Below are 26,060 nucleotides of genomic sequence, written 5' to 3' on the forward strand. Positions count from 1 at the left end.
CCCCACCATGGCCCGGGAGCCGGTGGCGCCGGCCAACCAGGCCTTCGCCACCGGCCACGCTGCGCTCTGGCGGTGCGGTGCACTACAGTGAAGGCCATTCATTGGAGGATTCTCGATGCGCCATTCCCGCCTGCTGACCAGCGCGCTGCTGCTGGCCCTGCCTACGCTTGCCGCCGCACAGGCCGCGCCACGGCCCGAGGTCCAGACCGTCGCCAGCACGTTGCAGCCCAAGGTGGTGCAGTGGCGCCGCGACTTCCACCAGCACCCGGAGCTGTCCAACCGCGAGGAGCGCACCGCCGCCACCGTGGCCGCGCAGCTGCGCAAGCTCGGCCTCAAGCCGCGCACCGGCATTGCCCATCACGGCGTGGTGGCGATCATCAAGGGCGGCAAGCCCGGCCCCAGGATCGCGCTGCGCGCGGACATGGACGCGCTGCCGGTCAAAGAGCAGACCGGGCTGGCCTTCGCCTCCAAGGCCACCGCCGAGTACCGTGGCGAGCAGGTCGGGGTGATGCACGCCTGCGGCCACGACGCCCACACCGCCATCCTGCTCGGCGTGGCCGAAGCGTTGGTGGGCATGCGCGAGCAGCTGCCCGGCGAAGTGATGCTGATCTTCCAGCCCTCCGAAGAAGGCGCGCCCGGCAACGAAGAAGGCGGCGCCTCGCTGATGCTCAAGGAAGGCCTGTTTGCCGACTTCAAGCCGCAGGCGGTGTTCGGCCTGCATGTGTTCTCCAGCGTGCAGGCCGGCAAGATCGCCGTGCGCAGCGGTCCGCTGATGGCTGCCTCTGACCGATTTGCGATCAAGATGATCGGCCGCCAGACCCACGGTTCGGCGCCGTGGAACGGCATCGACCCGATCGTGGCCAGCGCCGACATGATTTCCACCGCGCAAACGGTGATCAGCCGCCGCGCCAACCTGTCCAAGCAGCCGGCGGTGTTGAGCTTTGGCGCGATCAAGGGCGGCATTCGCTACAACATCATCCCCGACGATGTGGAAATGGTCGGCACCATCCGCACCTTCGACGAAGGCATGCGCCAGCAGATCTTTGCCGACCTCAAAAACGTGGCCGAACACACCGCCGCCGCACACGGCGCCAAGGTGGATGCCAAGGTGCCCGACCAGGACGGCAACCCGGCCACGGTCAACGACCCGGCCCTGACCGCCAGGATGCTGCCCAGCCTGCAGGCCGTGGTGGGCGCCGACAACGTGTACGAGCCGCCGCTGCAGATGGGCGCCGAAGACTTCTCGTTCTACGCCCAGCAGGTGCCGTCGATGTTCTTCTTCGTCGGCTCCACCGCCAAGGGGATCGACCCGGCCACCGCGCCCAGCAACCATTCGCCGCAGTTCCTGCTGGACGAGTCCTCGCTGGACGTGGGCCTGCGCGCGCTGTTGCAGGTGTCGCTGGATTATCTGCATCAAGCTGAGACAGGCTGAATCGGGAATCGGGAATCGTGTGTAGTTGCACGATTCCCGCTGATCGTTGCCAATCAAGTGGGTCGGCGGGCTGCTTGAAGACCCGCTGATGCTGTCGCCAGCTCGGTGCTCCAGCGTTCGCCATATAGCTCAGGGCCAGTCGGCTCGGCCTAAAATGGCGGGATGAATACCCCAGAAGATTCCACCCTCGGTCGTGAGGTCGCTTACCCCAGCGGCTACGATCCGTCGCTGCTGTTTCCCATTCCGCGCGCTGCCGGTCGCGAGGCGATCGGCCTGACCGGCGCGTTGCCGTTCATCGGCCGCGACCGCTGGCACGCCTACGAGCTGAGCTGGCTGGATGCACAGGGCAAGCCGTGCGTGGCCACGGCTACCTTGCATGTGCCCTTCGATTCGCCGTCGTTGATCGAATCCAAATCGCTCAAGCTGTATCTCAACTCGCTCAACGCCACGCGCTTCAACAGTGCCGAAGCGGTGCGCACGCGCATCGTCACCGACCTGTCCACGCGTGCCGGCGCCGATGTATCGGTGGAATTCGGTTTGCCGCCGATCGATGCGGTGGGCGAAGGCGAGTCGATCGATACCCTGGATGTCAGCATCGACGATTATGGCCCGCCCAATGCGGCGTATCTGCGTGCGCAGACAGCGGCGGCCGTGGAAGAAGTGCTGACCTCGGCATTGCTCAAATCCAATTGCCCGGTGACCGGCCAACCGGATTGGGCCAGCGTCACGCTGCGCTATCGGGGCGCGCCGATCGACCGCGAAGGCCTGCTGCGCTATCTGGTGAGTTTCCGCGACCACGCCGAGTTTCATGAGCAATGCGTGGAGCGTATTTTCAATGACGTACTGACCCGTTGCGCCCCTGAGTGGCTGGTGGTCGAGGCGCGTTACACCCGGCGTGGCGGGCTGGATATCAACCCGCTACGGAGCTCGCCCAGCGTGCCTACGCCGCTGTCGATCTTTCGCGATTTGCGCCAGTAATCGGTCGCGTTCGAGGATCGCGCCAGCTTCACGGCGGCGCGATCCACGCTTAACAGCGCTCCGCGCACCCTGCAATCCTCGTGATGCACGAAGGAACGCAGCAATGAGTGCCGATAAAAAAGCAGATTTCTCCAATGTGACGTCGTCGGTCGATAGCACCGCCGACGTGACGCCTGCGCCGGATTTTTCCAGCGTGCGCACCAGCGTGCAAAGCACGGCAGAGCTGGTCGAGGAATCAGTCACTGTGCAGGCAGGCGACAGTCTGTCCAGCATCGCCAAACGTCACTTGGGTGATGGCGCATTGTGGCCGCGCATTTTCGAAGCCAACCGCGAAACGCTCAAGGATCCGGACAAGATTTTCCCGGGCCAGATCCTGCGTTTGCCGCACAAAGCGTAGCTGCCTACGCGATCGCTACTGCATTGCAAGGCGCGTGGCGCGTGGCGTGTGCGTCTTGCAAAAACATTCCAGAAACAACGATCTTTTCGATCATCGGAGATTGATCCATGCGTACCAAATCCGTTTCAAGCACGCTCGTGATTGCGCTTGCCAGCGTGCTCGCATTATCCGGTTGCAAGAAAGACGAAGACGCCAGCGTTTCGAAGGATCCCACCTCCGGCGCTGCCACTGAGGCGATGCCAGGTCCGGCTGCCACGCCGCCGGCCAGCGACCAAGCCGGGCAGAGCACCGCGACCGGCGCCGCCAGCACCGACACCGCAGCCGCGATGGGTTCTGCGGTGAGCGTCTCCAGCGTCGTAGTCGGGACCAAGGCCGCCGCTGACAAGACAGTGACACCGTCCGCCACCGTCGGCGCCAAGGACACCATCATCGTGTCGGTCAAGACCGATGGCAGCGCGAGCAACGTAGCGGTCTCGGCCAAACTCACCTACCAAGACGGCCAAGTGGCCGGCGAGCAGAACGCCACGCTGACCACCGCGGGTGCAGAAACCACCAATCTCAGCTTCAGCAAACCCGATGGCTGGCCCGCCGGCACGTACACCGCGCAGGTCATGGTCGACGGTAAACCGGCAGGTAGCGCGCAGACCATTACGGTCAGATAAGTGCCGTAATTGGCAGCCACCTGTGGCGACGGCTCTCTACGTGAGCGCCGTCATGTCTGCAGCCGGCAACGTCCGCCTGCATCAAACCGCAGCACAAGGCGCGATCGCAAGATTGCGCCTTTTTGCTATGCATTCAATCGGCAATGGATTCGTTACAGCTGCATCCATGTCGATTGGCCGTGTGGCGGGATGAAGCGTCCGCCTGTGGTCGCTTTACCCGGGCGCGGCTCAGACGCGACAATGCCGTGCTGATCCAATGCCGCGTCCGCCGCGCTGGCCGATCGGCGTGCCGCTAGCGACCCCCGTCGTGCACGCCAACGTCAACGTCGCCGGGCATCGGCGCTCCTCCCGACCACAAGAGCCATCGCACCTCATGTCGAAGACACCGAAGATCCTCTACACGCTCACCGACGAAGCTCCCTTCCTGGCCACGCAGTCGCTGCTGCCGATCATCGATGCCTACACTGATACCGCCGGGATCGTGGTCGAAACGCGCGATATCTCGCTCGCCGGTCGCATTTTGTCGTTGTTCCCCGAGAGCCTGACCGACGCGCAAAAGATCGCCGACGACCTCGCAGAACTGGGCGAACTGGCCACCACGCCGGAAGCCAACATCATCAAGCTGCCCAACATCAGCGCTTCGGTGCCGCAGCTCAAGGCCGCGATCAAGGAACTGCAGGCCCAGGGCTATGCGTTGCCGGCGTATCCGGACGAGCCCAAGGACGCCGCAGAAAAAGACATCAAGGCGCGCTACGACAAGGTCAAGGGCAGTGCAGTGAATCCGGTGCTGCGCGAAGGCAATTCCGATCGCCGTGCACCGCTGTCGGTCAAGAACTACGCACGCAAGCATCCGCACCGCATGGGCAAGTGGAGCAGCGATTCCAAGTCGCACGTGGCGCACATGGACGACGGCGATTTCTTCGGCAGCGAACAGTCCACCACGCTGGCCGAGGCCGGCACGCTGAAGATCGAATTCGTCGCTGCCGATGGCAGCAGCAGCGTGCTCAAGGACAAGGTTGCAGTGAAGGCCGGCGAGATCGTCGATGCCGCCGTGCTGAGCAAGCGCGCGCTGGCCAGCTTCATCGATGCGCAGATCGCCGATGCCAAGGCCCGCGACGTGCTGTTCTCGGTGCATCTGAAAGCCACCATGATGAAGGTCTCCGACCCGGTGCTGTTCGGCGTGGTGGTCGGCGAGTTCTACAAGGACACGCTGAGCAAGCACGCCGACGCGCTCAAGTCGGTCGGCTTCGATCCCAACAATGGCATCGGCGATCTGTACGCACGCATCGGCGCGTTGCCGGACGCGCAGCAGGCACAGATCAAGGCCGATATCCAGGCCGAATATGCGCAGCGTCCGGGCCTGGCGATGGTCAATTCGGACAAGGGCATCACCAGCCTGCATGTGCCCAGCGACGTGATCGTCGACGCCTCGATGCCGGCGATGATTCGCGACTCCGGCCAGATGTGGAATGCGCAAGGCAAGCTGCAAGACACCAAGGCAGTGATTCCGGACCGTTGCTATGCCGGCGTGTATCAAGCGGTGATCGACGACTGCCGCACGCATGGCGCTTTCGACCCGTCCACCATGGGCTCGGTGCCGAACGTCGGCCTGATGGCGCAGAAGGCCGAAGAATACGGCTCACACGACAAGACCTTCCAGCTGTCGGCTGCCGGTACCGTCAAGGTCACCGATGCCAATGGCAAGACGGTGTTCGAGCATGCGGTGGAAGCCGGCGATTTGTGGCGCATGTGCCAGGTCAAGGACGCACCGATCCAGGACTGGGTGAAGCTGGCGGTCGAGCGTGCACGCCTGAGCGATACCCCGGCCGTGTTCTGGCTGGACAAGGCGCGCGCGCATGACGCGCAGGTCATCGCCAAGGTCGAGACATATCTGAAGGATCACGACACCAACGGCCTGGACATCCGCATCCTGCCGCCGGTGGAGGCCACCACCTTCTCGCTGGAGCGCATCCGCAAGGGCCAGGACACCATCTCGGTCACCGGCAACGTGCTGCGCGATTACCTCACCGACCTGTTCCCGATCATGGAGCTGGGCACCAGCGCCAAGATGCTCTCCATCGTGCCGCTGATGGCCGGTGGCGGCCTGTTCGAAACCGGCGCAGGCGGCTCGGCGCCCAAGCACGTGCAGCAGTTCGTCGAAGAGAACTGCTTGCGCTGGGATTCGCTGGGCGAATTCCTGGCGCTGGCCGCGTCGCTGGAACATCTGGGCAACCGTTACAACAACCCGTCGGCCACCGTGCTGGCCAAGGCGTTGGACGTGGCCAACGGCCAGTTCCTGGACAACAACAAGTCGCCGGCCCGCAAGGTGGGCGAACTCGACAACCGCGGCAGCCATTTCTATCTGGCGATGTATTGGGCGCAGGCCCTGGCCGCGCAGACCGAAGACACCGCATTGCAAGCCAAGTTCGCACCGCTGGCCAAGGCGCTGACCGATAACGAAGCCACCATCGTGGCCGAGCTCAACGGCGCACAGGGCAAGCCGGTGGACATCGGCGGCTACTACCACCCGGACCTGGCCAAGGTCAGCGAGGCGATGCGCCCGAGCAAGACCTTCAATGACGTACTGGCGACGTTGAAGGCCTGATCCCCGCGCACCGCATGGCGGTGCGTGCAGTCAGTGCGATATGCAGGGCCCGCCTCGTTGAAAGGCGGGCCTTGTCGTTTCAGCGAAAGGGCGACAGCGCGGTCATTGCCCGGACCAAGCGGCGTGCACGCCGCGCCATGTGGTGCTCGGCGTGCTGCTGAGGTGCCGTCGCGCTCGCCACCGGCGCGCGCCGCGCGGTCTGCTCTGCCGCTTCGGCTTCGGCTTTGGCCTCGATTTCGATTTCGGTTCCGGCCTCGACCTCGGCTTTGGCTTTGGCTTCCACTGCCGTGCTGGCTTCTGCCAATTGCCGTGCAAGCGCCACGTCGGCAATGTGCCCGTGCTGGAACAGCAACTCGGTAAAGATGCGCATGATCCTGCTCCCACTTGAGTGGAAGCCACAGTAGGCGCAGGCTTGGCCCTGCAAAAGCGAGGTTTTTGCAAGTCTGTGTTGAATTCCATTCAAGGGTGAGCCATGTCGCGTCCGCCGCTTCACGCATTGCAGGGCTTCGTCAGTGCGGTGCGTCTTGGCAATCTGTCGCGTGCTGCCGCGTCGATGCATCTCACCGTCAGCGCGCTCAGTCACCAGGTGCGTGCACTCGAACAGCGCCTGGGCTATCGGTTGCTGCAGCGGCACGCGCGCGGTGTCAGCGCCACGCCGCAGGGGCAGCAGTTGCTCGACCGCATCGCACCGCATCTGGATGCGATTGCCGAGGCGTTCCAGCCGTTCGCCGCGCGCCGCGAAGACACGCTCACCCTGAGCATTACCCCGTCGATGGCCTCGGCATGGCTGGTGCCGCGCCTGAGTGATTTTCTGGCGGCCCATCCCACCATCGAGATCAATCTGCTTTCCAGCGAGCGACTGGTAGATTTCGAGCGTCAGCCGGACGTGGATGCGGCCATGCGCATCGGCGCCGGGCAATGGCCGGGCGTGATCGCCGAACCGCTATTCGACGAATGGCTGGTGCCGATGGCCAGCCCTGCGCTGATCGCGCGCATGGGTGGCATCGATGCGCAGCCGCTGCAGCAATGGCCGCTGCTGGGCGACCCGGATGGCGACTGGCCGCGCTGGTTTACAACCTTCGGTGGCGAGCCGCCACGTCGCTATGCCGCCGTGCTCGACGACTCCGAGTCCCATCACCGTGCCGCGTTAGATGGCGTCGGCGTGGCGATGGGGCGGGTGACGCGCGCACGCCTGTTGCTGGCATCCGGTCAGCTGGTGGCGCTGTCTGCGCAACGGCTCAAGACCAGCTGGTCGCATTACCTGGTGTACCCGCCACGGTCGGCCGCACACACCGGTTTTCTTGCGTTTCGCGCATGGCTGCAAACACAGGCGCGCGAACATGCCGCGCACGCGCAGCAGGCAGCGGTCGGCCCGCCTGCTGCGCTGCCCGCCCCGCGTCGCCGCAAGCGCTGAGTACACTGCTGCCATGAGCCAGCTCCCGCTACCGCCGCAATCCGAACGCCGTGCGCTGGCGATCGCGCACGCCGTGTACGAAGCGTTCGAGGACTACCACGCGCGGTTTTCCGAGATCACCGCACGTGCCAAGCAACGCTTCGAAGCACGCGACTGGAGCGCTGCGCGCGATGACGCCGTCGCACGTATCGCGCTCTACGACCAGTACATCACCGAATGCATGCTGCGCCTGCGCGCCGTGCTGCTGGGGCAGGCGCACGACCGCGCGTTGTGGATGCGCGCGCGCAGTCATTACGCCACGTTGCTGGCCGGGTTGATCGATCAGGAGTTGTACAAAACCTTCTACAACACGCTGACGCGGCGTTACTTCGGCACCCATGGCGTGGATGCCGATATCGAATTCATCGCGCTGGATATCGAGCCCACCGATGCCATCACCATGCCGGTCGCACGGCATACCTACGCCGTGTCGCCGGGTCGGCTGACCGACATGCTGGTGCGCGTGCTGGGCGATTACGCATTCGCCGTGCCGTATGCGCACCGCACCCGCTGCGCGGCGGCCATTGCGGTGCGTCTGCTCGACGATCTGGCGCATTGGGGCGAGCACCCGGTGCGCAGCGTCGAACTACTGGAGACGGTGTTCTATCGCGAACGTCGCGCGTATCTGGTCGGGCGTGTGTTCGGCGAGCATCGGTTTTCGCCGTGCGTGATTGCGCTGATCAACGACGGTGCCGGCTTGCGCGCCGAAGCGGTGCTGACCAAGCGTAGCGATGTCGCACAACTGTTCAGTAACTCGCGCAGTTATTTTCAGGCCGATCTGTCTACGGTTGGCGATGCGGTGGTGTTTCTGCGCAGCCTGCTCACCCACAAGCCGGTCGACGAGCTCTACACCATGCTGGGCCGCGCCAAGCAAGGCAAGACCGAGCGCTATCGCACGTTTTTCAGCCATTTTCAGGCGCAGCCGTCCGAGCAGCTGGTGCATGCCGATGGCACGCCCGGCATGGTCATGGTGGTGTTTACGCTGCCCAGTTATCCGCTGGTGTTCAAGCTCATTCGCGACCGTTTCGCCTATCCCAAGACCATGAGCCGCGCGCAGGTCGAAGGGAAATACGAATTGGTCTTCCAGCTCGATCGCATCGGCCGCCTGCTCGACGCGCAGCCGTACCGATTTCTGCGCTTTCCCAAGGCGCGCTTCTCGCCAGCGCTGCTGGAAGAGCTGCAGACCAGCTGCGCGATGAGTCTGAGCGAGGACGGCGACGATGTATTGATTGCGCTGTGCTACGTGCAACGGCGGCTGCGCCCGCTCAATTTGTACCTGCGCGAACAACTCCCCGAAGCCGCGCATGCCGCCGCGCTGGACTATGGCCAGGCGATCAAGGACATGGCGCGCAACAACATCTTTCCCGGCGACATGCTGCTAAAGAACTTCGGCATCACCCGCCATCAGCGCGCGGTGTTCTACGACTACGACGAACTGTGCCTGATCACCGACTGCACCTTTCGCGACTGGCCCACGCCCACCACCTACGAAGAACAACTCGCCGCCGAACCCTGGTTCCACGTCGGCCCACGCGATGTGTTTCCCGAGCGCTTCGCCTTGTTCATGGGCTTGCCGGCCTCGCAACTGGAGGCGGTCAAACATATCCACCCGGAACTGTTCGACCCGCAGTGGTGGCGCAACCTGCAAGCCCGGCTGCGCGAAGACGATTATCCGGATACCCCGCCGTATGCGGAGTCGCGGCGGCTTGCCTAGACCGTTTCGTTTACAGCGGCAGGCTGGTAAAACGTGCGATCAACCAATGGAGTAAGACAATGCAGTGGAAGCAACGGTTAGGTCTGGGCATCCTTTTTTCGCTGGCAGCAATGGGCGCGGCGCACGCCAAGCCGGAGGCTGCGCGTCTGCAGATCGAAGCAAGCATGAATGTCACCGGCGAGTTGACGCTGACCCCCGACGGCACCGTGACCGCGGTGGCGCTCGTCGACGAGGAGCGTTTGCCTGCAGCTGTCCGCGAGCGGATCAAGCACTCGGTGGCCGCGTGGCGGTTCGATCCGGTCAAGGACGATGGCAATGCCTTGCCGGCGCGGCTGCCGATGAGCTTGCTGCTGGTCGCCAAGCCTGGCGATGACAATCAATATCGGGTGTCGATCCGTAGCGCGCATTTCGGCGGCCAGACCCCGCAGGGCGTCAGCGCACAACCCAACGGCATGGCGCCGCCGCCCTATCCGGCCAATGCCTTCAGGGGCGGCGCTACCGGCGTGGTCTACCTGCTGCTCAAGATCGGACGCGATGGCAAGGTGGAGGATGTGGTTGCCGAACAGGTCAACCTCACCGCACTGGTTCCCGAGTCCAAGCGTGCGCGCTGGCGCAAGGAATTTGCCGACGCCTCCATCGCCAAGGCGCGCAGTTGGACCTTCACTCCGGCCACTGCCGGGTCTGAGCGCAATGCGCCGTTCTGGGAGATGCGCGTGCCGGTGACGTTCGACATCGCAGCGTCCGAGAAGGACCTGGATGCCAAGCAGAAAAAATGGCAGTCGTATCTGCCGGGTCCGCGTCAGACCGCGTCGTGGCGAATGCAGAACGACGCAGCCGCCACGACCGACAGCCCGGACGCACTGCCGGGATCGGGATTGTTTTCCGTCCGCGGCGAAGGCGTGCGCCTGATCACGCCGCTGCAGGAAGGCTGAGACGACTGGCGGTTCCGAATCGGCGCGGCGGGTGTCGCGCAGTCGGCCCGCCATCAGATCAGCCATCCGACGGCCGCTTGCACCACATACGACCGTCGAGCTCTCGGTCAACACTGCAGTTGATCGGCAACGACCGCGCGTCAGTTCGAGCGAGCTCGGAAGACCAGGTGCTTTCTCACGCGAACGCCGCCCACAAAAAAGCCCCGCAGTGCGGGGCTTTCTCGTCGCGCTAATCCAGACCGGCCTCAGCGCTTCATCGAACTGAAGAACTCGTCGTTGGACTTGGTGGTCTTCATCTTGTCCAGCAGGAATTCCATCGCTGCGATTTCGTCCATCGGATGCAGCAGCTTGCGCAGGATCCAGATCTTCTGCAGCAACTCCGGCTCGATCAACAGATCTTCGCGACGCGTGCCCGAGCGGTTGATATCGATCGCAGGATAGACGCGCTTTTCGGTGATGCGACGGTTCAAATGCACTTCGCTGTTGCCGGTGCCCTTGAACTCTTCGTAGATCACCTCGTCCATCTTGCTGCCGGTCTCGACCAGCGCCGTGGCAATGATGGTCAGCGAGCCGCCTTCTTCCACGTTACGTGCCGCACCGAAGAAACGCTTCGGGCGATGCAGCGCGTTGGCGTCCACACCGCCGGTGAGCACCTTGCCGGAGCTGGGCACCACGTTGTTGTAGGCACGTGCCAGGCGGGTGATCGAGTCGAGCAGGATCACCACGTCCTTCTTGTGCTCGACCAGGCGCTTGGCCCGCTCGATCACCATCTCGGCGACCTGCACGTGGCGCGCGGCCGGCTCGTCGAACGTGGAGGAGATGACCTCGCCGCGCACGGTGCGCTGCATTTCGGTCACTTCTTCCGGGCGCTCGTCGATCAGCAGCACGATCATGTGCACTTCGGGATGATTGCTGGTGATGGCCGTGGCCACCTGCTGCATCATCATCGTCTTACCGGCCTTGGGCGGGGAGACGATCAGCGCACGCTGACCCTTACCCTGCGGTGCCATCAGATCCAGGATGCGCCCGGTGATGTCCTCGGTGGACCCATCGCCACGTTCCAGACGGAACCGGCGACGCGGGAACAGCGGGGTCAGGTTCTCGAACAGCACCTTGTTCTTGCTCGCTTCCAGCGGCTCACCATTGATGGTGTCCACGATCGACAGCGCGAAATAGCGCTCGCCATCCTTGGGGAAGCGGATGCGGCCGGACAAATGATCGCCGGTGCGCAGATTGAAGCGGCGGATCTGGCTGGGCGAGATATAGGTATCGTCCGGGCCGGCCAGGTAGCTGGCTTCGGCGGCACGCAGGAAACCGAAGCCGTCCGGCAGGATTTCCAGCACGCCGTCGGCGGCAACGCCTTCGCCATGACGGGTCAGCACCTTGAGCAGGGCGAAGATCACGTCCTGCTTGCGCGCGCGCGCCACGCCTTCCTGGATGTTGAGCTGATCGGCGATGTCCAGCAGCTTCTGCGCCGGCATCCGCTTGAGATCGCTCAGCGAATACACCGGGAAGCCTTCCGGCACGGCCGGATGCGGACGCGCGATGAACGGCTCGTTGCTGCCATCGGAGGAGGGCATGCCGCCGCTCTCGTTACCGAAGCGATCGCGCGGGCCGCGGTCGCGGCGGTTGCGGAACCGGTCACGGCGGTTGCCCTGCTGGTTCTGCCCCTGACCCTGGCCTTGCTGGTTCTGACCAGCGTTCTGGCCCTGGCCCGGCTGCTGGCCTTGACCCTGACCTTGGGGCTGGCCCTGGCTTTGCGCCTGATTCTGGTTCTGCTGTTGCTGCGCCTGATTGAAGCGCTGCTGCTGCGACTGGCCGCCTTCGCGGGGCTCGCCGTGGCTGTCGCCGCCGTGGCTGTTACCGCTGTTGCCGGGCGAACTGCCGGCGCCTGCACCATCGCCGAACGTCTGCGCCGATGCCGAATTGGCAGCGTGCGACGGTGCCTGCGGGGCGCGTGGAGCGTCGGGTGCGGGGCTGGCGGGCAAGGGCAGATTGGACTGCTGTGCGCCGGCATCGTCATGGGAAGCGGCGGTCTTGCTCACGCGCGGCTTGCGCACGCGCTTCTCGACGGGAGCGTCGACGCTGCTCCCGGTATCGGAGGAAGGATGATCGGACAAGTGCGTGATTCCTCGCTAAGGTGCGAGCGCCCGGCTGGGGGGCGAACTATTGGTAGATGGGAGTCTAGAAGAAGTTTCTAGAGGGGTACGGCGGCGCACGAACGTGTGCCGGACCAACTGACACTATCACCGCGATGCGCAACCGCGCAAGCGTCCGCCGTGGCAGGGTTTAACTACCGGCGAACCGCAGGGCGCCCATCGCTGGACGCCCGTTCACTCAGGCAGCTGCGCCGCCCAGGGTCTTGTCGATCATCTGGGTCAGCTGGCCCTTACCGACCGCCCCGATCTGGCTTGCCTGCACTTGCCCGTCCTTGAACAGCAACAGCATCGGGATCGAGCGCACGTGGTATTTGATGGCCAGGGCGCGGTTCTGGTCCACATTGACCTTGGCAACCTTGAGCCTGCCCTGGTATGTATCGGCCAGATCGTCCAGCACCGGTGCGATCATCTTGCACGGGCCACACCATTCGGCCCAGAAATCCACCAGGACCGGTTCGCCGGATTGCAGTACTGCTGTATCGAAGTCGGCATCGCCGACATGTTGAACCTTGTCGCTCACGTTGGGTCTCCTGGAAACCAAACGGCCCACCCGGATCGGGCAGGCCGCCACATTGCGTTAAACTGGGGCATTGCGCGACTGAATCAAGTGTCAGTCCTGAAGCCGCGCTGTCCGCCACAAGAGCCGCAGTTTGCGACGCTGTCGGCATCGATGCAAGCCGCGCCCGGGCTGCCCAGGGCGCCTCACGAAGACGGAATAATGAGCGACAAACCGCTGACCGATTTGACTTTTTCCTCGTTCGACCTACAGCCGGCGTTGGTTGCCGGGCTAGAGAGCGCCGGGTTTACCCGCTGTACCCCGATCCAGGCATTGACCTTGCCGGTCGCGCTGCCGGGCGGCGATGTCGCCGGCCAGGCCCAGACCGGCACCGGCAAGACGCTGGCGTTTTTGGTGACGGTGATGAACCGCCTGCTGATCCGCCCGGCGCTGGCCGACCGCAAGCCGGAAGACCCGCGCGCGCTGATCCTGGCGCCCACCCGCGAGCTGGCGATCCAGATCCACAAGGACGCGGTCAAGTTCGGCGCCGACCTGGGCCTGCGCTTTGCGCTGGTCTACGGCGGGGTGGACTACGACAAGCAGCGCGAGCTGCTGCAGCAGGGTGTGGACGTGATCATCGCCACCCCGGGCCGGCTGATCGACTACGTCAAGCAGCACAAGGTGGTCTCGCTGCATGCCTGCGAGATCTGCGTGCTGGACGAAGCCGACCGCATGTTCGACCTGGGCTTCATCAAGGACATCCGCTTCCTGCTGCGGCGCATGCCCGAGCGCGGCACCCGCCAGACGCTGCTGTTCTCGGCCACGCTGAGCCACCGCGTGCTGGAGCTGGCCTACGAGCATATGAACGAGCCGGAAAAGCTCGTGGTCGAGACCGAAACCATCACCGCCGCACGCGTGCGCCAGCGCATCTACTTCCCGTCTGACGAAGAGAAGCAGACGCTGCTGCTGGGCCTGCTGTCGCGCAGCGAAGGTGCGCGCACCATGGTGTTCGTCAACACCAAGGCGTTCGTCGAGCGCGTGGCACGCACCCTGGAGCGCCATGGTTATCGCGTCGGTGTGTTGTCCGGCGACGTGCCGCAGAAGAAGCGCGAGTCGCTGCTCAACCGCTTCCAGAAGGGCCAGTTGGAGATCCTGGTCGCCACCGACGTGGCCGCGCGCGGCCTGCATATCGATGGGGTCAAGTACGTCTACAACTACGACCTGCCGTTCGATGCCGAAGATTACGTGCACCGCATCGGCCGCACCGCGCGCCTGGGCGAAGAGGGCGATGCGATCAGCTTCGCCTGCGAGCGCTACGCGATGAGCCTGCCGGATATCGAGGCTTACATCGATCAGAAGATCCCGGTTGAGCCGGTGACCACCGAGCTGCTGACACCGTTGCCGCGTGTGGCGCGCGTGGCGGTGGAAGGCGAAGAGGTCGATGAAGACGCTGGCGACAGCGTGGGCACCATCTTCCGCGAGGCGCGCGAGCAGCGTGCGGCCGAAGAACAGCGCCGCGGTGGCGGTCGCAGCGGTCCGGGCGGCGCCTCGCGCAGTGGCAGTGGCGGCAGTCGTCGCGACGGTGGCAGTGCCGATAGCAAGCCGCGTCCGCGTCGCAAGCCGCGCGTCGAGGGCGAGGCTCCGGTTGCTGCAGCAGCTGCAGCGGTCCCACCGGTGATTGCTGAAGCCGCAGCGGCTGCACCGTCCACCATCGACGTCGAGGGCGAGCGTGCACCGCGCAAGCGTCGTCGCCGTCGCAACGGCCGTCCGGTCGAAGGCGCCGAGCCGGTCGCATCCACGCCGGTGCCCGCACCCGCCGCGCCGCGCAAGCCGACCCAGGTGGTCGCCAAGCCAGTGCGTGCCGCCGCCAAGCCGGGCGGCAGTCCGTCGCTGCTGAGCAGGATCGGCCGCCGTCTGCGTTCGCTGGTCTCGGGCAACTGACCACTGGCGGCATCAATCGCATCGCCGGTCTTCGGCGATGCGACGTAAGCGCTGGCGCTCCGGCATAATCGCTGGATGACCGTTCTGCGTTTCGACAACGTCAGCAAGCACTACCCCGGGGGCCACCAGGCGCTGACTGATGTCAGCTTCGAAGTGGCCGATGGCGAGATGCTGTTCGTGACCGGCCACTCCGGCGCCGGCAAAAGTACGTTGCTCAAATTGATCCACCTCAGCGAGCGTCCCAGCCAGGGCGCCGTGCTGTTGGGCGAGCGCAACCTGCTCAAGGTGCGTGGCCGGCAGATTCCGCTGCATCGTCGCCAGGTGGGCGCGGTCTATCAGGACCATCGTCTGCTCAACGACCGCAGCATCGCCGAGAACGTGGCGTTGCCGTTGATCCTGCGCGGCACCCGCCGCGCCGAGATCGGCAAGCGCGTGCGCTCTGCATTGGAACGCATCGGCCTGGCCCATCGCGAAAAAGCCTTGCCGTCGCAGCTGTCGGCGGGCGAGCAGCAACGCGTGGGGATTGCGCGTGCCATCGTCGGTGAGCCGCGTCTGCTGGTGGCCGACGAACCCACCGGCAATCTCGACCCGGCACTGGCCGCCGAAATCATGCAGTTGTTTGCCGAGTTGCCCGCGCGCGGTACCAGCGTGCTGGTGGTCAGCCACGACCTTGCCTTGCTCAAGCAGATGCGCAAGCGGGTGCTGATCCTGGATCACGGCCGCCTGGTCGACGACATCTCGCCGCAGGATCTGGCCGAATGAGCAAGCTCGCCAATACCGAAGCCGTGGCGCCGTCGCGTTTCGGCGTGTGGATCGACCACCACCTGCACAGCATCGCCTTCAGCCTGGGCCGCGCGATGCGCAAGCCGTGGGCAACGCTGCTGACCATCGTGGTGATGGCCTTGGCGCTGGCGCTGCCGCTGGGGCTGTCGATCGCGCTGGACAACGTCAAGCTGTTGGCTGGCAGCGTGCAGCAGTCGCGCGAAATCAATCTGTTCCTCAAGGTCGATGTCGCCGCCGATGCCGCGCAAGCGCTTGCCGGCGAGTTGCGTGCGCGCACCGACGTGGCCCAGGTGACGCTGCGTACGCCGGAGCAGGGGTTGGCCGCGTTGCGCGAGAGCGCAAAACTCGACGAAGCCGCCGATGCCCTGGGCGAGAATCCGCTGCCGACGTTGTTGATCGTCACCCCCACCGATGCGGCCGACGACGCGCAGCTGGCTAGCGCGTTGCAGGCCTTGCCGCAGACCGACCAGGTGCAGCACGACGCGTTGTGGCGCAAGCGTCTGGATGGCTGGCTGCATTTCGGCGAACGCCTGGTGCAGGTGCTGTCGGCGCTGCTTGGCATCGGCGCGGTGCTGGTGGTCGGCAACACCGTGCGGCTGGACATTCAGTCGCGGCGCGAAGAGATCGGCGTGCTGCAATTGCTCGGTGCCAGCGATGGCTTCATCCGTCGCCCGTTCCTGTATCTGGGTGCGTGGTACGGGCTGGGCGCTGGCGCTGTTGCGCTCGCTCTCATCGCCGCCTCGGGCTTGGCATTGCGCGCGCCATTGGCCACATTGGCCGATAGCTACGGCAGTTCCTTTACCCTGCACGGGCTGGATCTGCTGCATTCTGTGATGGTGCTGATCGGCACCCTGGTGCTGGGTTGGCTGGGCGCCTGGCTGGTGACCGGCCATTTCCTTCGTCAGACCCGTCCCACCGAGACCTGAGGCCTGCCATGCATCCACCAGATCTCAAACACCTGATCAGCGACGCGCCACGTGTGATGGTCGTCGATGGTTCGAAGCTGGTACGCAAGCTCATTGCCGACGTGCTCCGGCGCGACCTGCCCAATGTGCAGGTGATCGGTTGCGCCAGCATTGCCGAAGCGCGCGCTGCGCTGGAGTCCGGTGCGGTGGATTTGGTGACCACCTCGCTGTCCTTGCCCGATGGCGATGGCCTGACCCTGGCGCGCAGCGTGCGCGAAGCGGCCGGTCAGGCGTATGTGCCGGTGATCGTGGTGTCCGGCGATGCGCAGCAGCATCTGGTCGAGCGCCGTTTTACCGAGTACGTCACCGATTATTTCGATAAGGCGCTGGGCCATGAAGCCCTGGCGACCTTTATCCGCGGTTATGTGCAGCCCGAGCCGGTGGTGGGCGCCACCGTGCTTTACATCGAAGACAGCCGCGTGGTGGCCGAGGCGACCAAACGCATGCTCGAGCGCCAGAGCCTGAAAGTGGTGCACGTGCTCACCGCCGAGGATGCGTTTGCGCTGCTCACCGCCGAATCACTGGGCCGCACCGAGCGCCGTATCGACGTGGTGCTGACCGACGTGACCCTGAAAGGCGAGCTCAACGGCCGCGATGTGGTCGAGCGCATCCGCATCGATTTCGCCTACGGCAAGCGCCGCCTGCCGGTGCTGGTGATGACCGGCGACACCAATCCGCGCAACCAGTCCGAACTGCTGCGTGCCGGCGCCAACGATCTGGTGCAAAAACCCATCGAAGAGCGCCTGCTGGTGACCAAGGTGTTGTTCCAATTGCGGCTGGCACGCCTGGAAGACCAGGCCATCACCCTATGACCGAAGTGGAAGGGCGTATCCAGCTGGAACCGTCGTGGAAGGCAAAGGTGGGCGACTGGTTGCTGCGCCCGGAGATGCAGGAGCTGTCGGCCTTTCTACGCCAGCGCAAGGCGGCTGGCGCGCGGGTGTTCCCGCCCGGCCCGCAGATGTTTGCCGCCTTCGATGCCACCCCGTTCGAGCAGGTCAAGGTGGTGATCCTGGGCCAGGATCCATACCACGGTGAGGGCCAGGCGCACGGGCTGTGCTTTTCGGTCCTGCCCGGCGTGCCGGTGCCGCCGTCGCTGCTCAATATCTACAAAGAAATTCAGGACGACCTCGGCATCCCGCGTGCCGATCACGGCTATCTGATGCCGTGGGCGCGCCAGGGCGTGTTGCTGCTCAATGCGGTGCTGACGGTGGAACAGGGCCGCGCCGGCGCGCACCAGAACAAGGGCTGGGAAGGTTTCACCGACCATGTGGTGGAGACGCTCAACCGCGAGCGCGAAGGCCTGGTGTTCCTGCTCTGGGGCAGCTACGCGCAGTCCAAGGGCAAGGTCATCGATCAGGCACGCCACCGCGTGTTCAAGGCGCCGCATCCTTCGCCGTTGTCGGCGCATCGCGGCTTTCTGGGATGCAAGCATTTCTCCAAGACCAACGAGCACCTGCAGCGTCGCGGTATCCAGCCGGTCGATTGGTCGTTGCCGCCGCGCAACGCCTTGGATACAACGTCGGCCGCCGGCTGAACAACCCTTGCGCACGCGCATTTCGCCACAGGTTTGTCACGGTCTGCGCAGGGGCGCAGTGGTAGCGTAGGGCTTGAATTCGGGGAGCTGCACGGTAGAACGCCGCCAAGGCTGAAAGCCCGAACGTCCTATAAATGGAACGCTGGGAACTCTTTCTGTACCCAGCAGTCCAATAGTTCGACTGCTAAGATGGTGCCTATGAACCAGACTACCTCGACTGCCCTTGTGGCAAACAATCTCCCGATTCCCAGTGCGCTCGGTTCGCTGGACGCCTACATCGGTGCCGTGCACCAGATTCCGGTGCTGTCGGTCGATGAGGAACAGAATCTGGCCCGCCGCTTCCGCGACGAGCTGGATTTGGACGCAGCGCGTGAATTGGTCCATTCCCATCTGCGCTTCGTGGTGCACGTGGCCCGCGGTTACAACGGCTACGGCCTGCCGCTGGGCGACCTGATCCAGGAAGGCAATATCGGCCTGATGAAGGCGGTTAAGCGCTTCGACCCGGAAATGGGCGTGCGCCTGGTCAGCTTCGCGGTGCACTGGATCCGTGCCGAAATGCACGAGTTCATTTTGAAGAACTGGCGCATCGTCAAGGTCGCCACGACCAAGGCGCAGCGCAAGCTGTTCTTCAACCTGCGCAAGTCCAAGACCCGTCTGGGCTGGCTCAACGCCTCCGAAGTGACCGCGGTCGCCAAGGACCTGAACGTCTCCGAGCGTGAAGTGATGGAGATGGAGTCGCGCCTGTCCGGCCGCGATATCGGCTTCGACGCGTCGTCGGATGAAGATGACGATCATGGTCCGCCTTCGCCGGTCAGCTATCTGGTGGCCAACGAAGAAGACCCGTCGCAGGCCTATGAGCGGCACGACAGCGAAGACAACCAGCTGCAGTTGTTGCGCGAAGGCATGGCCGGTCTGGATACGCGCTCGCGTGACATCGTTAAGCGCCGTTGGCTGGATTCGGAGTCCAAGGTGACGCTGCAGGAGCTGGCCGACGAATACGGCGTGTCGGCCGAGCGTATCCGCCAGATCGAAGCGAACGCGCTGAAGAAGATGAAGGCACTGTTCGTCGCCTGATCGGTTCGATCACGCGGTACATGCTGCACGAACGGCCCGGTTGATCCGGGCCGTTTGCGTTGTCGGTGTGCGGTTTCCACGGACTCCAGAAGCCTGACGCTCTGTCCAGACAATGCGGCCGGCATCATCGCTTTGGCCGATGACGACTACTCCGGCAAGCGGGCCACCGGCAGATGCCAGCCATAACGGATCGCCATGAAACGCAGGCCAAAGCACACGCCGGCACCGGTTGCCAGCGACCAGGCTTGCGGCACGCCGAGTACGTGACCGACCGCCACGAGTCCGCCACCGGCAAGCGCGGCGACCGCATACAACTCCGCTTGCAAGACTACCGGCGTTCGGGCGACCAGCAGGTCGCGTGCGATGCCGCCACCGATGCCGCTGAGCATGCCCAACAACGTGGCGCTCAACGGGCTGAGGTTGTAGTCCAGCGCCTTGCTGGTGCCGTAGACCGCAAATAGCGCCAGACCCGCCGCGTCGAAAATCTGCACCGGGTTGCGCAGGCGCTCCACTGCCGCATGCCAGTAAAACCCGGCGACACCGGCCAGGCAGGCGGTGAGCAGATACTGCGGGTGGACCAGTGCCGCCGGCGGGGTGGCACCGATCAACACGTCGCGCACGATGCCGCCGGAGACAGCGGCCGCGCATGACAGCACCAGCACGCCAAACAGGTCCAGGCGGTTGCGCACTGCCACGGTCGCGCCGCTCAGGGCGAACACGAAGGTGCCGAGCAGATCCAGCAGGAACAGGACAGTTGCCACACGTAGACCGTCGAATCAGGCCGCACAGCATCGCGCACGGCCTGTGCGCTGTCATCCGTCCTTGGTGTTGGGCGGCGGGTCGTCGGTTGCGCCACCGAAGATGATGCGTGCGGCGCGTTGGTAGCTCCAGTACGCCATCGCCCAGTTCACCAACACCACGAAGCGGTTGCGGAAGCCGATCAGGAAGTAGACGTGCGCGGCCAGCCAGAACCACCACGCCACGATGCCGGACAGCTTGAGCTTGCCCACGTGCACGATGGCGGCCATGCGGCCGATGGTGGCCAGGTTGCCGAAGTCCTGATACCGAAACGCGGCTGCCGTCTGACCGCGCTGGCGCGCACGGATCGCCTTGGCGATGTGCTTGCCCATCTGCTTGGCTGCCGGCGCCACGCCCGGCACCGGGCGACCGTTCTGCTGCACCGACGCCAGATCGCCGCCGACGAAGATCTCCGGGTGGCCGGGCACGCTCAGGTCCGGCGCCACCAGCACGCGGCCGGCGCGATCCAGCGGCACGCCCAGCGTGCGCGCCAGCGGCGAGGCGGCCACGCCGGCGGCCCACACCACGGTGCGCGCGGGGACGAAGCTGTCGCCAAGCTGATAGCCCAGCGCATCGATATGGGTCACCGGCGTGCCGGTGTGGACTTCCACGCCCAGCCGCTCCAGCTGCTTGCGCGCCTTGTCGGTGAGATCGTCGGGGAACGACGGCAACACGCGCGGGCCGGCTTCGACCAGGCGCACGCGCGCCTGGCGTGGGTCGATGTGGCGGAATTCGTTCTTGAGCGTGTGGCGGGCGATCTCGGCCAGGGTACCGGCCAGCTCGACACCGGTGGGGCCGCCGCCGACCACCGCAAAGCTCAGCCAGGCCGCACGCGCGGCTGGGTCGGATTCGGCCTCGGCGCGTTCGAAGGCCAGCAGCAGCTTGCGGCGCAGCACCAGCGCGTCGTAGAGGGTCTTCAAGCCGGGCGCATGTTCGGCCCACTGGTCGTTGCCGAAGTAGGCATGGGTGGCGCCGGTGGCCAGCAGCAGCATGTCGTAGCCGAGCGTCTTGCCATCGGTCAGTACCACTTCGCGACGGGTTGGCGCGATTTCGGCCACATCGCCAAGCAGCACTTCCACATTGCGCTGCTCGCGCAGGATGTGGCGCAGCGGTGCGGCGATATCCGGTGCCGACAGCCCGGCGGTGGCTACCTGGTACAGCAACGGCTGGAACAGATGGTGGTTTTGCCGGTCGATCAAGGTGATGCGGATGGCGGGGTCATCGAGCGCGCGGGTCGCCCACAAGCCGGCGAAACCGCCGCCGACCACAACCAGATGCAAGGGAGCGGGGGAGGGAGATGAGGTCATCGTAGGTCCGATGGAAGGCAACGCGGGCACGACAGGATGCCAAATTCCCAATGAACATGACGCGTTGGCGCCGCGTGGCTGCGGCATCATGTCGCATCCACTTTTGACGGCCATCGCATGTCCTCATTGCCACCGCCCTTGCCGCCGCTGCCGCCAGCCGCCATGCCCACCGCAGCGCCGGCTGTCCCGCCCGCGCCTGCGGCCAGGAAAAAGCTCAGCAGCGTGGCGATCGGCCTGATCGGCGTGCTGGCTTGCGCAACGCTGTTCGGGATCGTGGTCCTGGCAGCGAGCGTGTGGCTGCTCGGCATCGGCTGGTCGCTGTTTACCGATCAGGCGCGTACTGCACTGCAAGCCGACGCCGTGGTGCAGGAACATATCGGCCAGATCCACACGATGCGGGTCGATCTGTACCGCACGAGTCTGGCGGAGGGAAGCGAGGAGTTTGTGTTCAATGTGGAAGGCGATCGCGGCGCCGGCCGCGTGCAGGCCACCTGGGTCAGTGCCGACTCCGAGCAGGAGATTCTGACCGACGGAGAACTCATCCTGCGCGATGGCAGGCACTTCGCGCTGCCGGCCGCTGCCGATAGCGAGCTCGAAACCGAAACCGAATCGGAAATAGAAGCCGACTCGGAGATGCAAACCGACGCGGGCACGTCTTTGGAGGAACGCGCATGACCGACAATCCCGACAAACGGATCGCCTTGCTGATCGATGCCGACAATGCGCCGGCCGGCAAGATCGATGTGGTGCTGGCGGAAGTGGCGCGTTATGGCGTGGCCAACGTGCGCCGCGCCTACGGCAACTGGAAGAGCCCGCACCTGAAAGGCTGGGAAGCGGCCTTGCACGATTATGCGATTCGGCCGATCCAGCAGTTTGCCTATAGCTCCGGCAAGAACGCCTCGGATATGGCGATGGTGATCGATGCGATGGACCTGCTGTATGCGCGCAATCTGGATGGGTTTGCGATCGTCTCCAGCGATGCGGATTTCACCCCGTTGGTGATGCGTCTGCTCACCGATGGCATGAAGGTCTATGGTTTTGGCGAGAAGAAAACCCCGGCGCCGTTCGTCAATGCCTGCTCCAAATTCACCTACGTGGAAGCGCTGGGCGAGCAAGCCGCCGCGGCCCGCGATACCGCGGCCGGGCGCAAGGATGCCACCGCGCTGCGCAGCGATACGCGCCTGGTGCAGATGCTGCGCAACGCCATCGTCAGCGCATGCGAGGACGATGGTTGGGCGTTGTTGAGCGCGGTGGGCAAGCAGGTGGCTAACCAGGCTTCGTTCGATCCACGCAATTACGGCTATCGCAAACTCAGCGATCTGGTGCGCGCGATCGGCCTGTTCGAGCTCAAGCTGGACGAGCAGGCCTTGTGGGTACGCGATACGCCCAAGGGCAGCGACAATCGTGCGAAAACTGCCGTGCCTGCCGTTGCACCGGAACCACAAGCCACCCCCAAGCGTGCAGCGCGCGCAACAGCCAAACCTGCCTCCGGAAAATGACGATGACGCACGACGCGATGGCTCCCGCTGCACAGCCGACGATCACGCTCTGGGGGCGTCGCAATTCCAGCAATGTGCGCAAGGTGTTGTGGTGTGCCGAAGAAGCCGGTGTGGCCTATACGTCGATCGAAGTGGGCGGTGCCTTCGGCGGCAATGACACGCCGGCGTATCGCGCGCTGAATCCGAACGGCGTGGTGCCGACCTTGCAGGATGGCGCGGTGGTGGTGTGGGAATCCAATGCGATCGTGCGGTACCTCGCCGCGCAGTACGCACCGGCGTTGTATCCGTCATCGCCGGCCGAGCGCGCAGTGGGCGATCGCTGGATGGACTGGACCACCTCCACCTTTGCCAGCGTGTTTCGCGACCTGTTCTGGGGCGTGTTGCGCACACCCGAGGCTGAGCGCGATGCCGCACGTATCGCTTCAGCACTGGCGCAATCGGGCGAGCTGCTGGCACGCGCCGATGCGGCCTTGGCGCAGCAGCCGTATCTGTCCGGCGAGCGCTTCGCGATGGGCGATATTCCGCTGGGCAGTTTCATCTATGCATGGTTCGAAATGCCGATCGAGCGGCCTGCGTTGCCGCATTTGCACGCGTGGTATCAGCGCTTGCGCGCACGGCCTGCATACCAGCGCGGCGTGATGACGGCGCTGACCTGAGTTTCGAGCCACCGCTCAGGCCAGCGTTGTTTATTGCAGGCCCCGCACGCGCCGCCGACCTCACACGTTTCTCCAGTGAAGTGGGCCTTGTACATCGCGCGGCGCTGATAGCGCGCGTTGTCGTAGGAGCGCACCTGGGCGCGAGAGCAGTGCCGATAACGCAGCATCGCGCCCAGGTGCGCTCCTACAGAACCTGGGTACACCGCGCAGCGTGCGTCTGGCTGCAACTCCGTCTGCGATACGCCCTGCGCTAATACAGATCGATCGGGTCCACATCCAGCGACCAGCGCACGCGTCGCGCCTGCGGGAGCGCATAGATGGCTGGCAGCTGCGCATCGAGCAGGCGATGCAGCGCCGAGCGTTGCTGTGCGGACAGCAACAACTGGGTGCGCTGGAAGCCGGCGCGGCGCGGCATCGGCGCAGGCATCGGGCCGTAGCACTCCACGTCCGCAAACGCGGGCGATTGTGCGCTGGTGTCGGCCGTGGCCAGTTCGCGCACCGCCATCAGGAACTGGTTGGCCGCCGCGACATCCTTGGCTTCGGCGCGGAACAGCGCCAGATGCGCAAACGGCGGAAAGCCGGCGGCCTCGCGCTGCTGCAGTTCGGCATCGGCGAAGGCGTGGTAGCCGCCATTGACCAGGGTCTGCAGCAGCGGATGTTCGGGATGGTGGGTCTGCAGCCAGACCTCGCCGGGGCGATCGGCGCGCCCGGCGCGCCCTGCCACCTGGATCAGCTGCTGGGAGAGTTTTTCGGCGGCACGGAAGTCGGCGGAGAACAGGCCTTCGTCGATGCCGACCACCACCACCATGGTCAACCGCGGCAGGTCGTGGCCCTTGGCCAGGATCTGGGTGCCGACCAGGATGCCGGCATCGGTGCCGAGCCGGGCGAGCTGGGTTTCCAGGCTGTCGCGGCGTTGGGTGGTGCTGCGGTCGATGCGCACCACCGGGAATGCCGGAAACGCCTCGGTCAGCCGTTCTTCCAGCCGCTCGGTACCGATGCCCTGCGGCTGCAAGGCCAGGCTGGCGCAGGCCGGGCAGGCCAGCGGCGCCTGCTGGCGGGCGCCGCAGTGGTGGCACTGCAAGCGGCGGCCGCCGGCGTGCACGGTCATCGGGGTCTGGTGTAGCGGCGTGCTGCAGCGCTGGCAGGCAGCGGTCCAGCCGCAGTCGTGGCATAGCAGCACCGGCGCATAGCCGCGGCGGTTCTTGAACACCAACACCTGCTCGCCGCGCGCCAAGGTGGCGCCGATACCGGCCAGCACCTCCGGCGACAAGCCGTCCTTGAGCGGGCGCTTGCGCACGTCCAGCACACGCACACGCGGCGGGCGCGCGTCGCCGGCGCGCTGCGACAACCGCAGGTGCTGGTAGCGGCCGGAGTAAGCGTTGTGCAGGCTTTCCAGCGACGGGGTCGCGCTGCCCAGGATCACCGGCACGTCCAGCGCCTTGCCGCGCACCAGAGCGAAATCGCGGGCGTGGTAGCGGATGCCGTCCTGTTGCTTGTAGCTGCCGTCGTGCTCCTCATCGATCACGATCAGCCCGGCGTTGGGCAGCGGGGTGAACACCGCCGAGCGGGTGCCGACGATCAGTTTGGCTTCGCCGCGCCAGGCCGCCGCCCAGACGCGGGCGCGTTCGCCATCGGACAGGCCCGAATGCAGCGCATGCACCGGCACGCCCAGGCGCGCGCGGAAGCGGCCGAGCGTCTGCGGGGTCAGGCCGATTTCCGGGACCAGCACCAGCGCCTGCTTGCCGGCGGCCAGGCAGTCGGCAATCGCCTGCAGGTAGACCTCGGTCTTGCCGCTGCCAGTCACGCCGTCGAGCAGATAGGTAGCAAAGCCGGTGTGCGCCCGGATCGCGGCGGCGGCGGCGCGTTGTTCGTCGTTGAGTGCCGGGCCAGTGCCGGGCCGTGGCGCGATGGCATCGGCCGGCACCGCCACGCGTTCGGCGTGGCCGCGCTTGGCCAGGCTGCGTGCGGCCTCGCGCCACTGCGGCAGCAGCGGGTCCAGCTGTTCTTCGCCCACCGCACCGGTCTGCAACAGGGCGGCGAGCAGGGCGGGCCGGCTGCCCGCACGCAGGCTGCTTGCCCCGGTACGCCCGGCCTCGGTGAGCTGCCAGGCCCAGGCATGGGTGTCGGCCAGCGGCTCGCCGCGGCGCAGCGGGCCGGGCAGGGCACTGGCCTGGGCCTCGCCGAGGGGAGCATGGGTGTAACGGGCCAGCCACTGCAGCGAGCGGGCCAGTTCATCCACCAGCAGCGGCGCCTGGTCGCACCATTCCAGCGCCGCGCGCAGACCATCGGCCGATGTCAGCTGGCCGATCTCCACCACTACCCCGATCAATTCGCGCGACCCAAATGGCACCCGCACACGGCAACCGACCTGCGTTGGATCGGTCAGCGGGGCGTCGGCAGGTGGCAGGTAATCGAACAGCTGGGGCAGCGGCACCGGCAAGGCGACGCGCAAAGTGAGGACGGTGGAAGGCATGTGCTCAGTCTACCGACACTGTCCAGCACCCCCGACTTGCGCAATTTCACTCGTGAAGACGGTGTGATCACTTGCAGCGCCTTTCTGTGACCCAAGTGATAAATACGACGTAAACCTATGTGAGGCCTGAGGAAACGGGTTTATCCACACTGCCTGTGGATAAGCCTGTGAATTAGTCTCGTGCTCCACGCGGTGAAGGCGG

General features: G+C 65.2%; 23 protein-coding genes. 17 read left to right on the forward strand and 6 right to left on the reverse strand.

Features of this window, described 5'->3' with window-relative positions; all coding sequences use genetic code 11:
• The first annotated feature begins 115 nt into the window (after positions 1 to 115).
• The 5 genes from ABQZ00_RS00240 to ABQZ00_RS00260 all read left to right on the forward strand — a co-directional run bounded on the left by ABQZ00_RS00240 (position 116) and on the right by ABQZ00_RS00260 (position 6,074).
• Positions 116 to 1,432 (forward strand): M20 family metallopeptidase, encoded by a 1,317-nt coding sequence (locus tag ABQZ00_RS00240; protein WP_323539416.1) that lies wholly within the window; start codon positions 116 to 118, stop codon positions 1,430 to 1,432.
• Positions 1,433 to 1,594: 162 nt separating this feature from the next.
• Positions 1,595 to 2,410, forward strand: a complete 816-nt coding sequence (gene queF / locus ABQZ00_RS00245) for an NADPH-dependent 7-cyano-7-deazaguanine reductase QueF (RefSeq protein ID WP_115514083.1) — start codon at positions 1,595 to 1,597, stop codon at positions 2,408 to 2,410.
• A 103-nt stretch (positions 2,411 to 2,513) separates the two neighbouring features.
• A complete protein-coding gene (locus ABQZ00_RS00250) occupies positions 2,514 to 2,807 on the forward strand; it encodes a LysM peptidoglycan-binding domain-containing protein (protein WP_323539415.1) in 294 nt (97 codons plus the stop codon).
• Between the two features lie 107 nt (positions 2,808 to 2,914).
• Positions 2,915 to 3,469: a hypothetical protein gene (locus ABQZ00_RS00255; RefSeq protein ID WP_323539414.1), complete on the forward strand. Its 555-nt coding sequence runs from the start codon at positions 2,915 to 2,917 to the stop codon at positions 3,467 to 3,469.
• Positions 3,470 to 3,842: 373 nt separating this feature from the next.
• Entirely contained in the window at positions 3,843 to 6,074 is a 2,232-nt protein-coding gene (locus ABQZ00_RS00260; RefSeq protein ID WP_323539413.1) for an NADP-dependent isocitrate dehydrogenase, read from the forward strand.
• A gap of 79 nt (positions 6,075 to 6,153) precedes the next feature.
• On the opposite strand, the gene ABQZ00_RS00265 is transcribed toward ABQZ00_RS00260, so the two are convergent.
• On the reverse strand, positions 6,154 to 6,444 hold the full coding sequence (locus ABQZ00_RS00265; protein WP_323539412.1) for a hypothetical protein: 291 nt from the start codon (positions 6,442 to 6,444) through the stop codon (positions 6,154 to 6,156).
• A gap of 102 nt (positions 6,445 to 6,546) precedes the next feature.
• Here ABQZ00_RS00265 and ABQZ00_RS00270 point away from each other — a divergent pair, with 102 nt between their 5' ends.
• From ABQZ00_RS00270 to ABQZ00_RS00280, 3 genes are read left to right on the forward strand one after another with little or no spacing between them, the layout of a single operon-like run.
• On the forward strand, positions 6,547 to 7,488 hold the full coding sequence (locus tag ABQZ00_RS00270; RefSeq protein WP_323539411.1) for a LysR substrate-binding domain-containing protein: 942 nt from the start codon (positions 6,547 to 6,549) through the stop codon (positions 7,486 to 7,488).
• Between the two features lie 13 nt (positions 7,489 to 7,501).
• Complete coding sequence (gene aceK / locus ABQZ00_RS00275) at positions 7,502 to 9,241, forward strand: bifunctional isocitrate dehydrogenase kinase/phosphatase (protein ID WP_323539410.1); 1,740 nt, start codon at positions 7,502 to 7,504, stop codon at positions 9,239 to 9,241.
• A gap of 59 nt (positions 9,242 to 9,300) precedes the next feature.
• On the forward strand, positions 9,301 to 10,173 hold the full coding sequence (locus tag ABQZ00_RS00280; RefSeq protein ID WP_323539409.1) for an energy transducer TonB: 873 nt from the start codon (positions 9,301 to 9,303) through the stop codon (positions 10,171 to 10,173).
• A 245-nt stretch (positions 10,174 to 10,418) separates the two neighbouring features.
• Here the strand turns inward: ABQZ00_RS00280 and rho are convergent, their stop codons facing one another.
• Together rho and trxA are read right to left on the reverse strand one after the other, a co-directional pair.
• Positions 10,419 to 12,293 carry a transcription termination factor Rho gene (rho, locus tag ABQZ00_RS00285; RefSeq protein WP_323539408.1) on the reverse strand — a complete coding sequence of 625 codons (1,875 nt, stop codon included), beginning with the start codon at positions 12,291 to 12,293 and terminating at the stop codon, positions 10,419 to 10,421.
• A gap of 217 nt (positions 12,294 to 12,510) precedes the next feature.
• Positions 12,511 to 12,852: a thioredoxin TrxA gene (trxA, locus tag ABQZ00_RS00290; protein WP_046964286.1), complete on the reverse strand. Its 342-nt coding sequence runs from the start codon at positions 12,850 to 12,852 to the stop codon at positions 12,511 to 12,513.
• Positions 12,853 to 13,050: 198 nt separating this feature from the next.
• Here trxA and rhlB point away from each other — a divergent pair, with 198 nt between their 5' ends.
• The 6 genes from rhlB (at position 13,051) to rpoH (ending at position 19,125) form a co-directional block, all read left to right on the forward strand.
• The gene (rhlB, locus tag ABQZ00_RS00295) at positions 13,051 to 14,769 is read left to right on the forward strand and encodes an ATP-dependent RNA helicase RhlB (protein WP_323539407.1); all 1,719 of its coding nucleotides are present in this window, start codon (positions 13,051 to 13,053) and stop codon (positions 14,767 to 14,769) included.
• Between the two features lie 75 nt (positions 14,770 to 14,844).
• Entirely contained in the window at positions 14,845 to 15,531 is a 687-nt protein-coding gene (gene ftsE, locus ABQZ00_RS00300) for a cell division ATP-binding protein FtsE (RefSeq protein WP_323539406.1), read from the forward strand.
• Positions 15,528 to 16,478, forward strand: coding sequence for a permease-like cell division protein FtsX (gene ftsX / locus ABQZ00_RS00305; protein ID WP_115559215.1), 951 nt, complete (start codon positions 15,528 to 15,530; stop codon positions 16,476 to 16,478). Before ftsE ends, ftsX begins: the two co-directional genes overlap by 4 nt.
• Before the next feature lie 8 nt (positions 16,479 to 16,486).
• Entirely contained in the window at positions 16,487 to 17,329 is an 843-nt protein-coding gene (locus ABQZ00_RS00310; RefSeq protein ID WP_055847573.1) for a response regulator, read from the forward strand.
• Positions 17,326 to 18,051, forward strand: a complete 726-nt coding sequence (gene ung / locus ABQZ00_RS00315; protein WP_323539405.1) for a uracil-DNA glycosylase — start codon at positions 17,326 to 17,328, stop codon at positions 18,049 to 18,051. The genes ABQZ00_RS00310 and ung overlap by 4 nt, the downstream gene beginning before the upstream one ends.
• A 198-nt stretch (positions 18,052 to 18,249) precedes the next feature.
• Complete coding sequence (rpoH, locus tag ABQZ00_RS00320) at positions 18,250 to 19,125, forward strand: RNA polymerase sigma factor RpoH (protein WP_005987961.1); 876 nt, start codon at positions 18,250 to 18,252, stop codon at positions 19,123 to 19,125.
• A 146-nt stretch (positions 19,126 to 19,271) separates the two neighbouring features.
• Here rpoH and ABQZ00_RS00325 read toward each other — a convergent pair whose 3' ends face one another.
• Together ABQZ00_RS00325 and ABQZ00_RS00330 are read right to left on the reverse strand one after the other, a co-directional pair.
• Entirely contained in the window at positions 19,272 to 19,886 is a 615-nt protein-coding gene (locus ABQZ00_RS00325) for a trimeric intracellular cation channel family protein (RefSeq protein ID WP_055847585.1), read from the reverse strand.
• 51 nt (positions 19,887 to 19,937) lie between these two features.
• Complete coding sequence (locus tag ABQZ00_RS00330; RefSeq protein ID WP_055847588.1) at positions 19,938 to 21,230, reverse strand: NAD(P)/FAD-dependent oxidoreductase; 1,293 nt, start codon at positions 21,228 to 21,230, stop codon at positions 19,938 to 19,940.
• Between the two features lie 117 nt (positions 21,231 to 21,347).
• Here ABQZ00_RS00330 and ABQZ00_RS00335 point away from each other — a divergent pair, with 117 nt between their 5' ends.
• The 3 genes from ABQZ00_RS00335 to ABQZ00_RS00345 are packed head-to-tail and all read left to right on the forward strand — an operon-like array spanning position 21,348 to position 23,385.
• The gene (locus tag ABQZ00_RS00335) at positions 21,348 to 21,905 is read left to right on the forward strand and encodes a hypothetical protein (RefSeq protein WP_323539404.1); all 558 of its coding nucleotides are present in this window, start codon (positions 21,348 to 21,350) and stop codon (positions 21,903 to 21,905) included.
• The gene (locus ABQZ00_RS00340; protein ID WP_115529055.1) at positions 21,902 to 22,729 is read left to right on the forward strand and encodes an NYN domain-containing protein; all 828 of its coding nucleotides are present in this window, start codon (positions 21,902 to 21,904) and stop codon (positions 22,727 to 22,729) included. Before ABQZ00_RS00335 ends, ABQZ00_RS00340 begins: the two co-directional genes overlap by 4 nt.
• A 2-nt stretch (positions 22,730 to 22,731) precedes the next feature.
• Complete coding sequence (locus ABQZ00_RS00345; protein WP_323539403.1) at positions 22,732 to 23,385, forward strand: glutathione S-transferase family protein; 654 nt, start codon at positions 22,732 to 22,734, stop codon at positions 23,383 to 23,385.
• Positions 23,386 to 23,635: 250 nt separating this feature from the next.
• Here ABQZ00_RS00345 and ABQZ00_RS00350 read toward each other — a convergent pair whose 3' ends face one another.
• Entirely contained in the window at positions 23,636 to 25,858 is a 2,223-nt protein-coding gene (locus ABQZ00_RS00350) for a primosomal protein N' (RefSeq protein ID WP_323539402.1), read from the reverse strand.
• Positions 25,859 to 26,060: the final 202 nt, after the last annotated feature.

Origin of the sequence: Xanthomonas sp. WHRI 10204 (assembly GCF_040202875.1) — a bacterium.
Taxonomy (GTDB): domain Bacteria; phylum Pseudomonadota; class Gammaproteobacteria; order Xanthomonadales; family Xanthomonadaceae; genus Xanthomonas.

What these genes read in the sequence shown, in the direction of transcription:
- ABQZ00_RS00250 (WP_323539415.1), top strand. Translation starts at nt 2,514, where the DNA reads ATGAGTGCCGATAAAAAAGCAGATTTCTCCAATGTGACGTCGTCGGTC.
- ABQZ00_RS00335 (WP_323539404.1), top strand. Translation starts at nt 21,348, where the DNA reads ATGTCCTCATTGCCACCGCCCTTGCCGCCGCTGCCGCCAGCCGCCATG.
- ABQZ00_RS00270 (WP_323539411.1), top strand. Translation starts at nt 6,547, where the DNA reads ATGTCGCGTCCGCCGCTTCACGCATTGCAGGGCTTCGTCAGTGCGGTG.
- ABQZ00_RS00255 (WP_323539414.1), top strand. Translation starts at nt 2,915, where the DNA reads ATGCGTACCAAATCCGTTTCAAGCACGCTCGTGATTGCGCTTGCCAGC.
- rpoH (WP_005987961.1), top strand. Translation starts at nt 18,250, where the DNA reads ATGAACCAGACTACCTCGACTGCCCTTGTGGCAAACAATCTCCCGATT.
- ABQZ00_RS00240 (WP_323539416.1), top strand. Translation starts at nt 116, where the DNA reads ATGCGCCATTCCCGCCTGCTGACCAGCGCGCTGCTGCTGGCCCTGCCT.
- ABQZ00_RS00310 (WP_055847573.1), top strand. Translation starts at nt 16,487, where the DNA reads ATGCATCCACCAGATCTCAAACACCTGATCAGCGACGCGCCACGTGTG.
- queF (WP_115514083.1), top strand. Translation starts at nt 1,595, where the DNA reads ATGAATACCCCAGAAGATTCCACCCTCGGTCGTGAGGTCGCTTACCCC.
- rhlB (WP_323539407.1), top strand. Translation starts at nt 13,051, where the DNA reads ATGAGCGACAAACCGCTGACCGATTTGACTTTTTCCTCGTTCGACCTA.
- ABQZ00_RS00345 (WP_323539403.1), top strand. Translation starts at nt 22,732, where the DNA reads ATGACGCACGACGCGATGGCTCCCGCTGCACAGCCGACGATCACGCTC.
- ung (WP_323539405.1), top strand. Translation starts at nt 17,326, where the DNA reads ATGACCGAAGTGGAAGGGCGTATCCAGCTGGAACCGTCGTGGAAGGCA.
- aceK (WP_323539410.1), top strand. Translation starts at nt 7,502, where the DNA reads ATGAGCCAGCTCCCGCTACCGCCGCAATCCGAACGCCGTGCGCTGGCG.
- ABQZ00_RS00280 (WP_323539409.1), top strand. Translation starts at nt 9,301, where the DNA reads ATGCAGTGGAAGCAACGGTTAGGTCTGGGCATCCTTTTTTCGCTGGCA.
- ABQZ00_RS00340 (WP_115529055.1), top strand. Translation starts at nt 21,902, where the DNA reads ATGACCGACAATCCCGACAAACGGATCGCCTTGCTGATCGATGCCGAC.
- ABQZ00_RS00260 (WP_323539413.1), top strand. Translation starts at nt 3,843, where the DNA reads ATGTCGAAGACACCGAAGATCCTCTACACGCTCACCGACGAAGCTCCC.
- ABQZ00_RS00265 (WP_323539412.1), bottom strand. Translation starts at nt 6,444, where the DNA reads ATGCGCATCTTTACCGAGTTGCTGTTCCAGCACGGGCACATTGCCGAC.
- ABQZ00_RS00350 (WP_323539402.1), bottom strand. Translation starts at nt 25,858, where the DNA reads ATGCCTTCCACCGTCCTCACTTTGCGCGTCGCCTTGCCGGTGCCGCTG.
- ftsE (WP_323539406.1), top strand. Translation starts at nt 14,845, where the DNA reads ATGACCGTTCTGCGTTTCGACAACGTCAGCAAGCACTACCCCGGGGGC.
- ftsX (WP_115559215.1), top strand. Translation starts at nt 15,528, where the DNA reads ATGAGCAAGCTCGCCAATACCGAAGCCGTGGCGCCGTCGCGTTTCGGC.
- ABQZ00_RS00330 (WP_055847588.1), bottom strand. Translation starts at nt 21,230, where the DNA reads ATGACCTCATCTCCCTCCCCCGCTCCCTTGCATCTGGTTGTGGTCGGC.